Genomic DNA, 11,893 nt, shown 5'->3' with positions numbered 1-11,893 from the left:
GATGCTCACCCGCGGCTCCTCGGCACGATCAGCTCGATCTCGGTGCCGGCGCCCGGCGCGGACGCGATCCGCACCTCGCCGCCCAGGTCGGCCACCCGGCCCCGGATGGACTGCGCCACCCCGAGCCGCCCCTGCGCGGCGGCCTCCGCCAGCCGCCCGTCCGGGATGCCCGGCCCCTCGTCGCGTACCGAGACGGTCACCGTCTCCTCCTCGTCCTCGATCAGCACCCAGGCCCGCCCACCGGCGTGCCGGGCCACGTTGTCCAGCGCCGCGCCGACCGCCGCGCCCAGCTCACCGGCGGTCCGCGCGGGCAGCGGCACCGGGGTGGCGGGCGCGGACACCACGACGGTGGCCGAGGCGTACCTGTCGAGCAGGTCGCGCAGGTCCTGCTCGGCCCCGGCCGGGTCCGGCGGCGCGCCCGCCCGGCCGATGAGCGCCCGCAGCGCGGCCTCCTGCTCGCCGGCCAGCCGGGCCAGCTCGGCCGCCTCGCCGTCCAGGTCCGCGCCGCGCCGCCGGACCAGCGCGAGCACCTGGAGCACGGAGTCGTGGATGTCGCGGGCCAGCCGCTCCCGTTCCCGGGTCGCCGCCTCCAGTTCCACCGCCCGCTGCAACCGCTCCTCCGCCTGCACCGCCAGCCGCGCCACGTGCCCGACCACCACACCGGCGAGCAACATCAGGATCGCCCCGGTCAGCGCGGACGGGCTGATCCGGTCCCGGGTGGCGAGGTCGGCGCCGCCGAGCACCAGCGCGGCCACCGCGCCGCGCCGCCGCCCGCCGGAGACCGCCCAGGCGAGCACCGGCCCGGCCAGCCAGGCGGCGGTCAGCATCGGCACGCCGGCGGCGAGCGCCGCGCGCCCGACCACCCAGGGCGTGACCAGGATGATCGCCAGCACCACGCCGAGGTCGGCCAGCAGCAGCGGCCAGCGCCGCCCGGCCGGGCGGCCGTAGCCGGCCGCCGTCACGCCGCTCCAGGCCAGCATCGCCAGCAGGACGCCGCCCGCGGCGACCGGGTGCGCGTAGCGGTCCGCGTCGCGCAGCACGACCAGCCCGACGTACGCGAGCGCGGCGAACCGGAACACCGCGATGGAGCGCCAGAACGGGCCCTCGAGGCCGGAGGACGACGGCATGTGCGTCACCCTGTCACAGCCGGTCGAGGGGACCCCGGCCGGTGCGGCCCGAGAAACCCTGACGTACGGTTGAAATGCCGCGAAAGTCGTCGAGAGCCATCGTCGGGACGGGGTCATGACAGACGCAGAACTCCCCGCACCGCGTACGGTTGTGCCCATCGAACCTTCCCTCCTTCTCGCCACGGCCTTCGGTCAGGCGCAGGTGACCGAGCTGCGGCACTCGGTGACCTCCTGCGCGCAGGACTCCGGCCTGTCCGGTCAACGGCTGGACGACTTCGTGCTGGCGGTCAACGAGCTGATCACCAACGCGGTGCGGCACGGCGGCGGGCAGGGCTGGTTGCGACTCTGGCAGCGCGACGGCGAGCTGGTCTGCCAGGTCGCCGACCACGGGCCCGGGATCAGCGAGCGGCGGCTGCGCGACCGTGACCGGCCGGCGCCGGACACCGCCGGCGGCTGGGGCCTCTGGCTGGCCCGGGAGCTGAGCGACACGATGGAGGTGGAGACCGGCGACGCCGGCACCGTCGTCCGGATCACCGCCGCGCTCGCCACCGTCAGGCGAACAGGGCGCTGACCGACTCCCCGTTGTGGATCCGCCGCATCGCCTCGGCCAGAGCCGGCGCCACCGACAGCACCTCCAGCTTCGGCACCCGCTTCTCCGCCGGGATCGGCACGGTGTTGGTGCAGACGATCTCCAGTACGCCCTCCTGCCCGCTGAGCCGCTCCAGCGCCCCGCTGGAGAACAGGCCGTGCGTACAGGCCAGCCGGATCGAACGGACCCGCCGCTCGCGCAGGTGCGAGATCAGCTCGATCACGGTGCTGCCCTTGGCGATCTCGTCGTCCAGCACGATCACGTCCCGGTCCGTCACGTCGCCGATGATCGTGCTGATCTGCACCCGGTCGTCGCTGAAGCGCTGCTTCGCGCCGGCCGCCACCGGCGTACCCAGCATCCGGGCGAACGCGGCGGCCTCCTTGGCGTTGCCCAGGTCCGGCGAGACCACCACCGCGTTGCCCAGGTCGTGCCCCTTGAAGTGGGCGGCCAGCTCCCGCAGCGCGTGCAGGTGGTCCACCGGGACGCTGAAGAAGCCGTGCACCTGCGGCGAGTGCAGCGTCATGGCCAGCACCCGGTGCGCGCCGGCGGAGGTGAGCAGGTCGGCGACGAGTCGGCCGCCGATGGAGATGCGCGGCGCGTCCTTCTTGTCCGACCGGGCGTACGCGTAGTGCGGCAGCACCACTGTGATCCGGGCGGCCGACGCGCCCCGGGCCGCGTCGATCATGAGCAGCAGCTCGACCAGGTGCTCCTGCACCGGCGGCACCAGCGGCTGGATGAGGAAGACGTCGCGCTCCCGGCAGTTCGCCTGCAACTGCACCTCCAGGCAGTCGTTGGCGAACCGGGACACCCGGACCGGATGCAACGGGACGTGGAGGTGGGCGCAGATCTCGGCGGCGAGGACCGGATGGGCCGACCCGCTGAACACGGCAATGTCACGCACGTCTGATGATCGTACGGGCCGCCGGGAGGAGACGGTGGACACTCGCGGCGGGTACGGTGCTGCCGTGACCGCAGAGTTCGTCGCCGCCATCGACCAGGGCACCACGTCGTCGCGCTGCATCGTCTTCGACCGGGCCGGCGAGGTCGTCGCCGTGGCCCAGCGCGAGCACCGGCAGATCTTCCCCCGGCCCGGCTGGGTGGAACACGACGCCGAGGAGATCTGGACGAACGTCGAGCACGTGGTCCGCGAGGCGCTGGCCAGCGCCGACATCGGCACCGAGTCGCTGGCCGCGGTGGGCATCACCAACCAGCGGGAGACCACTGTGGTGTGGGACCGGGAGACCGGCCGCCCGGTGGCGAACGCGATCGTCTGGCAGGACACCCGCACCGGCCCGCTGCTGCGGGAGCTGACCGAGACGTACGACCAGGAGCGGCTGCGGGCCCGCACCGGCCTGACCCCGGCCACCTACTTCGCCGGGCCGAAGCTGCGCTGGCTGCTCGACCACGTCGACGGGCTGCGCGAGCGGGCCGAGCGCGGCGAGGTGCTGTTCGGCACCATGGACAGCTGGCTGATCTGGAAGCTGACCGGCCGGCACGTCACCGACGTGACGAACGCCAGCCGCACCATGCTGATGGACCTGGAGACGCTCGACTGGGACCCGGAGCTGCTCGACGCGCTGCGCGTCCCGGCCGCCGTGCTGCCCGAGATCCGCAGCTCGGCCGAGGTGTACGGCACCGCGCAGGGGGTGCTGGCCGGGGTGCCGGTGGCGAGCGCGCTCGGCGACCAGCAGGCCGCGTTGTTCGGGCAGACCTGCTTCCAGCCCGGCGAGGCCAAGTGCACCTACGGCACCGGCAGCTTCCTGCTGCTCAACACCGGGGCCAGCCCGGTGCCGTCGCGGCACGGCCTGCTCACCACCGTGGCGTACCGGATCGAGGGCCAGCCCGCTGTGTACGCGCTGGAGGGCGCCATCGCGGTCACCGGCTCGCTGGTGCAGTGGCTGCGCGACAACCTCGGCCTGATCTCCACCGCCCCGCAGGTCGAGGAGCTGGCCCGCACCGTCGACGACAACGGCGGCTGCTACGTGGTGCCGGCCTTCTCCGGCCTGTTCGCCCCGCACTGGCGCAGCGACGCCCGGGGCGTGATCGCCGGGCTGACCGGCTACATCACCAAGGGGCACCTGGCCCGCGCGGTGCTGGAGGCGTCAGCGTTCCAGACCCGCGAGGTGGTCGACGCGATGAACGCCGACTCCGACGTGGCGCTGCGCCGGCTGCGGGTCGACGGCGGGATGACCGGCAACGAGCTGCTCATGCAGTTCCTCGCCGACGTGCTGGCCGTGCCGGTCGTACGGTCCCGGATCACCGAGACGACGTGCCTCGGCGCCGCGTACGCCGCCGGCCTGGCCGTCGGGTTCTGGCCGGACCTGGCCACGCTGCGCGAGAAGTGGCGTTCGGACGCGCAGTGGGAGTCGACGATGGACCCGGCGCACCGGGAGCGTGAGCTGCGTCAGTGGCACAAGGCGGTCCAGCGCACGCTCGACTGGGCCGAGTGAGCGTCAGTCCCAGCGGTTGCCGGTGAGTTTCTCGTACACCTCGACGTAGCGGGCCCGGGTCGCCTCGATCACCTCGGCCGGCACCTCCGGCGCGGGCGGCTGCTTGTCCCAGCCGCTGGACGTGGCCCAGTCCCGCACGTACTGCTTGTCGTAGGAGAACTGGGCGCGGCCCGGCTGGTACGACTCGGCCGGCCAGAACCGGGACGAGTCGGAGGTGAGCACCTCGTCGCCGAGAACCAGCGTGCCGTCCGCCGCCCAGCCCAGCTCCAGCTTCGTGTCCGCGATCAGGATGCCCCGCTCGGCGGCGATCTCCGCGCCGCGCCGGTAGACGTCGATGGTGATCTGCCGCAGCCGCTCCGCGACCTCCGGGCCGACCTTATCGACCACCTGCTCGTACGTGATCGGCTCGTCGTGCTCGCCCTTCGGCGCCTTCGTCGACGGCGTGAAGATCGGCTCGGGCAGGATCGACGCCTCGACCAGGCCGCGCGGCAGCGGCACCCCGGAGACCGAGCCGGTGCGCTGGTACTCGGCGAAGCCGCCGCCGGTCAGGTAGCCCCGGGCCACGCACTCGACCGGCACCATGTCCAGCCGGCGGCAGCGGATCGCCCGGCCGGCGAACTCCGCCGGCACGTCCGTCGCCGAGATCACGTGGTTCGGCACCAGGTCGGACAGCTGCTCGAACCACCACAGCGACAGCGCGGTGAGCAGGCGGCCCTTGTCCGGGATCGGGGTCGGCAGCACCACGTCGTAGATGGAGACGCGGTCGGTGGCGACCAGGATCAGGTCCTCGCCGTCGGCGTAGACGTCCCGGACCTTGCCCGAATGCAGAAGTTCCACGGCGCTAGTACACCATGACCGGCGAGGGCCGCCCGGCGCGCCCACCGGAGGTCCCGCCCGGCGTTGACACCCCGCCGTAGGGGCCGGTGAAATGATCCGTCCACCGACGTTCGGAGAGAGATCCGTGCCCGCTGCGCAGTCCGTACCCCGTCCCGGCCTGGACCGGCGACGGCTTCTCGGCGCGCTCGCCGGGCTGCCGCTGCTCGGCGGCGGGCTGCCGGCACTGGCCGGGTGCAGCCCGGAGGAGGCGGCCGTCGACGACGGCCCGGTCGAGCTGTCGGTGTTCTGGTGGGGCGGCGACCGGCGGGCGGCGGCCACCGAGCAGGCGCTGCGCCTGTACTCGCAGCAGAACCCCCGGGTCAGCTTCCGGGTCACCTGGCAGGGGTTGAGCGGCTACTACGACCGGCTGGCCACCCAGGCCACCGGCGGCAACCCGCCGGACCTGTTCCAGATCGACGACACGCTGCTCGCCGAGTACGCCGGCCGGGACATCCTGCTCGACCTCAGCCCGTACGCCACCGACGGGCGGATCGACCTGCGCGAGGTGCCGGCGCAGCTGGCCCGCTACGGCCAGGTGGACGAGCGGACCGTGGGCGTGGCGGCCGCGCAGACCAGCGCGGCGCTGGTGTTCAACCGCGCGCTGCTGCGCCGGCTGGGCCAGCCCGAGCCGCGCACCGGGATGCCCTGGAAGGAGTACGTCGCCTGGGCCGCCCGCGTGACCCGCGCCTCCGGCAACCGGGTGGCTGGCACCATGGACGCCTCCGGCGACTACCGGGCGCTCTGGCTGTGGCTGCGCGGCCAGGGCAGCGAGATGTACCGGGGGCGGCAGCTCGGTTTCAGCTCGGCCGAGCTGCTCGACTGGTTCGAGTTCTGGGAGGTGGCCCGCTTCGGCCGGGCCACCCCGAGCGCCGCGCTGGTCGAGCAGGCGGACAGCGGCGAGCTGGCCCGCCAGCTCGTGGTCACCGGGCACACAGCGGCCTCGTTCGCCTGGTCGCACCAGTTGCCGGAGCTGCAACGCCTGACCGACGACGAGCTGGCGGCGGTGGCCTTTCCGGGCACGCCCGCCGCCCAGTGGCCCCGGGCGTCGATGTACTGGGCCGGCTTCCAGGGCACCCGCCACCCGGAGGTGGTGGCGAACGTGATCGACTTCCTGACCACGAACGTGGCGGCCGGCCGGCTCCTCGGCGTGGAGCGCGGCCTCAACGCCAGCAAGCAGGTGCGCTCGTTCGTCGCCGGCGAGCTGACCGACCGGTCCGAGAAGCGGATGGCCGCGCTCGGCGCCGAACTGGACGGGCTGGCCGGTCCGTCACCCGCGCCGCCGCCCAAGGGACACGCCAAGGTCCGCACCCTGCTGATCGACGCGGCCGAGAGCATCCGCGGCAAGCGCTCCGGCGCCCGCACCGCCACCTCGCGCTTCATGGCCCAGGCCAACGCCGCCCTGGCGAGCTGACCCGCCCGCCGCGCCCGACCGACCGCCCTGCCCGGCGATCATGAGGTTGGCGGCGACAAATCGGACGCGGCGCACCGCCAACTTCATGATCAGCCGGGGCGGGCGGGCCCGGGGGTCAGCGCGGAGGGCGGTTGCGGCGTCCGCGCGTGAGCAGCAGCACCAGCAGGACGATGCCGCCGACCACCACGAGGCAGCAGAGCAGGCCGAGGAAGCCGAACCCGCCGCGGCCGCGCCGGCGCGCCGCCTCCACCACGATCTCGCCGGTGCCCGACGACGCCCAGGCCGCGACCGGCACGAACACCGAGAGCACGACCGTACCGAGGACCGCGCCCAGGCGGCCCCACCACTTGTTCCATGCAGACATGCCCCCCATCCTCGCCGAGACCCGCAACCGGGGCACAGTGGATGAGGGCGGATGTCGCCGGACACGGCGAAGGGCCCCGGAAAGAATTCCGGGGCCCTTCGTCACGAGTAGCGGGGACAGGATTTGAACCTGCGACCTCTGGGTTATGAGCCCAGCGAGCTACCGAGCTGCTCCACCCCGCGTCGGCTCGTAAAGCTTATCGCACTCCGATCCCGGAGATCAGCCGGGTCCCCGATCCTGCCGCCGGCCCGCGCGGACCGGCGGCAGGCGGAAACGGCGAAGGGCCCCGGAGAGAACTCCGGGGCCCTTCGTCACGAGTAGCGGGGACAGGATTTGAACCTGCGACCTCTGGGTTATGAGCCCAGCGAGCTACCGAGCTGCTCCACCCCGCGTCGGCTCGACAACCGTAGCGCACCGACCCGGGGAGGCGCAAAACGGGTACTCAGTCCAGCCACCGCCGGACCGCCTCGACCGCCCGGCGGCTGTCCGCGTCGAACTGGGCGCGCTCGGTCGAGGTGCTCTCCCAGCCCTGCTCCCACAGCAGCGACACCACGTCACCGACGCGGACCGCCCGGATCAGGTGCACCTCGTCGCCGCCGCTCGGATCGCCGTTCGCGTCCCGGTACGGCGTCCGCGTCTCGAACAGCACCGACTCGTCGCCGTACCCGCTGTCGGGCAGCAGACGCTGCCGCACCGTCACCGGCGGCGTACCCCGGGCGGGCTGCTCGGGGCAGGCCCGCACCGCCGCGCGCAGCTCGGCCAGCGCGGCGCCGGCGCCGCCGGACCGGTAGATCGTGATGCTGTGCCGGTAGTTGCCCGACGGCACCTCGTCGGCCGAGGCCCCGGCCCGCCGGTACGGCAGCGACCGGGCCCGCCGCGCCACCACCCGCTCGTCGCCGGGGCTCGCGCCGCAGAGCACCGGCAGCACCGGCCCCGGGCCGAAGTAGTTGCCGGTACCGGCGTCGTTCGCGGCGGGCAGCACGAAGAACGCCCGGTCCGGGATGCTGGTCGGGGTACTCGCGGCCGGCGGCGTGGTGGTCACGACCGGGCTGCGCGAGCCGGGGGTACGGCCGACGGACGGCGACGGCGGGGGCGGCGACGACGGCGCGGCCGAAGGCGCGACGGACGACGGCCGCGGGGTGGGCGTACCCGCGGGCGGTGGAGCCGGGTCGGGGCCCGGCCCGGCGGCGAGCACGAGCTGGCTGCCGGCCACCGTGCCCGCGACCAGCCCGGCGGCGGCCAGGACGGTCAGCGCGGCCCGGCGGCGGGCCCAGCGGTCGGCGCTGCGGCGCAGCCGGTCCGGCGCCGGCAGCACCCGCTCGTCCGTGTCGGCGGCGAGGGACCGGTAGTAGCGGTGCAGTTCAGGCGACATCGTTGACCTCCAGCTCCTCGGCGGCGACGCCGGGCAACAGCTCGGCCAGCCGGGCCCGTCCCCGGGACAGCCAGGACTTCACAGTGCCGGCGGGAACCCCGGCCTCCCGGGCGATCTCCTCCACCGGCAGGTCGAACAGGTAGTGCAGGGCGAGCGCCTGCCGGTGCCGGGGCGGAAGCTGCCGCAGCGCCCCGACCAGCAGCACGGTGTCCTCGCCCGGCGGCCCGACGTCGGGCGGCGGCCCGGTGCGGCTGGCCGCGAGGCGCCACCCGCGCAGCCGCCGGAACCGGTCGGCCGCCAGCCGGCTGATCACCAGCCGCAGCCACGCCTCCGGAGCGGGATGGGCGGCGAGCTTCGCCCACTGCCGCCAGGCCCGCGCGTACGCCTCCTGCACGAGGTCCTGGGCCTCGGCCGGGTCGCCGGCCACCGCGTAGCCGTACCGGATGGCCCGCCCCGACGTGCTGCGGTAGAAGTCGTCGAAGCTGTTCGCGTCCCGCATGTGCCCTCCCGCCCCCACACGTCCACCTGCACTGTTGACGGCGCAGTGCGGTCCGGGGTTGCGGGCGGGGAGTCCGGAAGACGACACGAGCCCGGGTCCGGGTGACCGTTGCGGTCCCGGACCACGGGCTCGTGGTGTCGGCTCGGCGTCAGCCGCTCGGCGTGGGCGCGGGCGACGTGGGCGCCGGCGGTGAGGCGCTGCCCGACGGCGCCGGGTTGCCCGAGCCGCCGGCCGCGGACTGTGCCTGCTGGAACGCGCTCATCGCCTCGTCCAGCGCCTTCAGCGCGCGCCCGTACCGCTCGAAGTCGCCGGACGCCTGCGCGGCCTTGACCTCGCTGATCGCGGTCTGCACCCGGGCCGCCGCCTGGGCCAGTTCGCCGGTCGCCGGCGGGGTGTTGTTGTCACCCCCGGTCGGCGTCGGCGTCGGCGTCGGCGTCGGCGTCTCGTTGTCGTCGGTGCTCGGCGGCGGGTTGTTGTTCGGCGCCCGCTTGCCCTGTTCGACGAGCTGCTTGATGCCGTCGTTGAGGTTGTTGGCGAGCACCACGTACGAGCCGCCGTCACCGTAGGAGAGCAGCACCTTCTGCAGCAGCGGGTACGCGTCCTGGTTGCTGCTCTTCACGTAGACCGGCTCGACGTAGAGCATGCCGTCGGCGAACGGCAGCGACAGCAGGTTGCCGTACTGTACCTGGGCCTGGTTGGAGGAGAGCAGGTTGAGCTGCTGCCGGATGTCGCCGTTGTTCGTCATCTGCTGGTGCACCTGCGTCGGCCCGGAGATCCGGGTCTGGTCCGGCAGCTCCAGCACCTCCAGCTGGGGCTTGCCGTCGACGTACGAGCCGGAGACCAGCGCGGCGAGGTTCTGCCGCCCGTTCGGGGTGACCGCGGAGGTCAGCTGGAAGCGTGGCCCCTCCTGCCCGGGGAACTGGGTGAAGAGGTAGTACGGCGGCTGCTTCTGCCCGCTGTCCGGCGCGTCCGGCACGTTCGGCACCTGCCAGAAGTCCTGGCCGGAGTAGAAGTCGCCCGGGTCGGTGACGTGGAACTTGGTGAGCAGGTTGCGCTGCACCTTGAACATGTCCGCCGGGTAGCGGAAGTGCTCGGCCAGCTCGGCCGGGATGTCGCCCTTGGGCAGCACCAGGTCACCGCCGAACGCCTTGTTCCACGCCTTGAGCACCGGGTCGGTGTCGTCGTACGAGTAGAGCTTGACCGTGCCGTCGTACGCGTCGACTGTCGCCTTCACCGAGTTGCGGATGTAGTTGACGTTCTCCCGGGCGAGCTGGAACGTGCCCCGGCCGGTCAGCTCGTCGGCGGTCTCCGCCTGGAGGTTGACCCGCTCGGCGTACGGGTAGGTCGCCGCCGTGGTGTAGCCGTCGATGATCCACAGGACCCGGCCGTTCACGACCGCCGGGTACGGGTCGCCGTCGAGCGTGAGGAACGGCGCGACCTTCTCCACCCGGTCACGCGGGTTACGCACGTAGAGCAGCTTCGAGTTCTCGTTGACCGCCTCGGAGAGCAGGAAGTTCGGCTCCTGCTCCTTGATCGAGTAGAGCAGGCGGCGCGGGAACGAACCGATCTTGACGCCACCCTCGCCGCTGTAGGTGTAGTACTGCTCGCCGCCGGTGGAGGTGGGCCGGTCGAACTCGACGTTGCGGTCGCCGTTCTGCCCGACGATCGCGTAGTCCCCCGGCTCCATCCGCTCGCCGTAGTAGATCCGCGGCTGCTGGGCCGGGATCTCCTCGGCCGGCGAGGAACACGCCTCCTGCGCCTTCTCGCCCAGGAATCCGGAGACGAAGTACGGCTGCCCGCCGCAGACCACCTGGTTCGCCGGGGCGGCCACCAGGCCGTACCCGTGGGTGTAGACGGTGTGGCGGTTGATCCAGTTGCTCTGCTGGTCGGTCAGCTCGCCGTAGTTGATCTCACGGACGCCGACCACGTAGTCGGAGGTCTTGTCCTTGACCGAGTACCTGTCGATGTCCAGCTTCGAGCCGAAGTCGTAGAAGCCACGTACCTGCTGGAGCTGGGTGTACGTCTCGGAGACCAGCTGCGGGTCGAGCAGCCGGATGTTCTGCACCACCGAGGTGTCGGTGGCCAGGCTGGCGGGTGGAACGAGGTTGCTCGCCGCGTACGGTGTGGTCTTCGTGCCTTCGAGGCCGAACGCGGTGCGGGTGGCCTTGATGCTGCGTTCGATGTACGGCGCTTCCTTGTCCCGGGCGCTCGGCTTGACCTCGAACGTCTGCACGGCCCACGGGTAGATGCCGCCGATCGCGACCGCGGAGACGCCGAGCAGGGCGAGCGAGATGCCCGGCCAGACCAGGTTCCGCATGACCGCGTTGGAGAACACGATGATCGCCAGCGCCACCAGGACGGAGATCCAGGCGAGGATCTCCTTCGCCGGCAGCAGCGCGTTGACGTCGGCGTAGCCGGCGCCGTAGAGCTTGGCGCTGTCGTTGTACTCCAGCAGCATGGCCCGCCGGTCCAGCACGTACGCGACGGCCTTGAGCAGCACGAAGAACGCGACCAGCGAGCTGAGGTGGGCGCGGGCGGCGTTCGTCATCCGGTCGCCGACGCCCTGCAGCCGCACCCCGCCGAAGATGTAGTGCACGGCGAGCGCGCCGAGCAGGGACAGCACGACGGCGGTGAAGCCGACGCCGAGCAGGTAGCGCCAGAACGGGAGCTGGAAGACGTAGAAGCCGACGTCGATGCCGAACTCGGGGTCCTTCACGCCGAAGTCGCCGCCGTTGCGGAACAGCAGCCACTGGCTCCACCGGCTCTGCGCGGACAGGCCGGCGAACAGCCCGACGACGGCGGCGGCGAGCGCGATCCAGGTGCCGAGGCGAGGGCTCAGGAGCATCCGGTAGCGCTCCAGCGTGGCCTGCTCGGCCGAGTGCGGGCGCATCCGGGGTCGCAGCCGGTAGGCGAGCCAGAGGTTGCCGGCCACGATCAGCGCCATGCCGACGCCGACCACCAGGAACAGCAGCAGCCGGGTGGCGAGCACGCCGGTGAAGACCTGGGTGTAGCGGACCTCGTTGAACCAGAGCCAGTCCGTCCATGCGTTGACGCCCCAGCCGAGCAGGGTGAACAAGACGAACACCCCGATCAGGACACCGATGGTGACGCGTCCGCGTCGGCTCATCCTCGGCAAGGGACTGCTACGCATGACCACTGTTGGCTCCGCACGCTCGATGTGATCGGCTCCGACCAGGCACCAAGA

10 protein-coding genes and 2 tRNA genes are annotated in these 11,893 nt (G+C 72.7%); 3 read left to right on the top strand and 9 right to left on the bottom strand.

Translation table 11 applies throughout. The annotated features are described in order from the left end of the window. Nucleotides 1–5 precede the first annotated feature (5 nt). The gene (gene macS, locus DQE82_RS28310) at nucleotides 6–1,127 is read right to left on the bottom strand and encodes a MacS family sensor histidine kinase (protein ID WP_113974686.1); all 1,122 of its coding nucleotides are present in this window, start codon (nucleotides 1,125–1,127) and stop codon (nucleotides 6–8) included. A gap of 115 nt (nucleotides 1,128–1,242) precedes the next feature. Between macS and DQE82_RS28305 the strand changes: the two genes are divergently transcribed. Then, on the top strand, nucleotides 1,243–1,698 hold the full coding sequence (locus DQE82_RS28305) for an ATP-binding protein (protein ID WP_043328481.1): 456 nt from the start codon (nucleotides 1,243–1,245) through the stop codon (nucleotides 1,696–1,698). Here DQE82_RS28305 and DQE82_RS28300 read toward each other — a convergent pair. Further along, nucleotides 1,679–2,617 carry a ribose-phosphate pyrophosphokinase gene (locus tag DQE82_RS28300; RefSeq protein ID WP_069087346.1) on the bottom strand — a complete coding sequence of 313 codons (939 nt, stop codon included), beginning with the start codon at nucleotides 2,615–2,617 and terminating at the stop codon, nucleotides 1,679–1,681. The genes DQE82_RS28305 and DQE82_RS28300 overlap by 20 nt on opposite strands. A gap of 64 nt (nucleotides 2,618–2,681) precedes the next feature. Between DQE82_RS28300 and glpK the strand changes: the two genes are divergently transcribed. Beyond that, complete coding sequence (gene glpK / locus DQE82_RS28295) at nucleotides 2,682–4,166, top strand: glycerol kinase GlpK (protein ID WP_199496147.1); 1,485 nt, start codon at nucleotides 2,682–2,684, stop codon at nucleotides 4,164–4,166. A gap of 3 nt (nucleotides 4,167–4,169) precedes the next feature. On the opposite strand, the gene DQE82_RS28290 is transcribed toward glpK, so the two are convergent. Further along, a complete protein-coding gene (locus DQE82_RS28290) occupies nucleotides 4,170–5,003 on the bottom strand; it encodes a phosphoribosylaminoimidazolesuccinocarboxamide synthase (RefSeq protein ID WP_043328477.1) in 834 nt (277 codons plus the stop codon). A 124-nt stretch (nucleotides 5,004–5,127) separates the two neighbouring features. Here DQE82_RS28290 and DQE82_RS28285 point away from each other — a divergent pair, with 124 nt between their 5' ends. Further along, on the top strand, nucleotides 5,128–6,453 hold the full coding sequence (locus DQE82_RS28285) for an ABC transporter substrate-binding protein (protein WP_043328476.1): 1,326 nt from the start codon (nucleotides 5,128–5,130) through the stop codon (nucleotides 6,451–6,453). Between the two features lie 115 nt (nucleotides 6,454–6,568). Here DQE82_RS28285 and DQE82_RS28280 read toward each other — a convergent pair whose 3' ends face one another. The 6 genes from DQE82_RS28280 to DQE82_RS28255 all read right to left on the bottom strand — a co-directional run bounded on the left by DQE82_RS28280 (nucleotide 6,569) and on the right by DQE82_RS28255 (nucleotide 11,839). Beyond that, nucleotides 6,569–6,817, bottom strand: coding sequence for a hypothetical protein (locus tag DQE82_RS28280; protein WP_043328474.1), 249 nt, complete (start codon nucleotides 6,815–6,817; stop codon nucleotides 6,569–6,571). Between the two features lie 108 nt (nucleotides 6,818–6,925). Then, nucleotides 6,926–6,999: transfer RNA gene (locus DQE82_RS28275), tRNA-Met, on the bottom strand. A gap of 136 nt (nucleotides 7,000–7,135) precedes the next feature. Next, a tRNA-Met gene (locus DQE82_RS28270) sits at nucleotides 7,136–7,209 on the bottom strand. A 50-nt stretch (nucleotides 7,210–7,259) separates the two neighbouring features. After that, entirely contained in the window at nucleotides 7,260–8,189 is a 930-nt protein-coding gene (locus DQE82_RS28265; RefSeq protein WP_113974684.1) for a hypothetical protein, read from the bottom strand. Further along, the gene (locus tag DQE82_RS28260) at nucleotides 8,179–8,688 is read right to left on the bottom strand and encodes an RNA polymerase sigma factor (protein WP_043328470.1); all 510 of its coding nucleotides are present in this window, start codon (nucleotides 8,686–8,688) and stop codon (nucleotides 8,179–8,181) included. The genes DQE82_RS28265 and DQE82_RS28260 overlap by 11 nt, the downstream gene beginning before the upstream one ends. 148 nt (nucleotides 8,689–8,836) lie before the next feature. Next, nucleotides 8,837–11,839, bottom strand: a complete 3,003-nt coding sequence (locus tag DQE82_RS28255) for a UPF0182 family protein (protein ID WP_233514814.1) — start codon at nucleotides 11,837–11,839, stop codon at nucleotides 8,837–8,839. Between the last annotated feature and the right edge of the window lie 54 nt (nucleotides 11,840–11,893).

Origin of the sequence: Micromonospora sp. LHW51205, assembly GCF_003315815.1 — a bacterium.
In the GTDB taxonomy this organism is placed as follows: Bacteria; Actinomycetota; Actinomycetes; order Mycobacteriales; family Micromonosporaceae; genus Micromonospora; species Micromonospora chalcea.
Note: the sequence above shows the minus strand (reverse complement) of the source record. Positions and strands in the feature narration are given on the sequence as shown.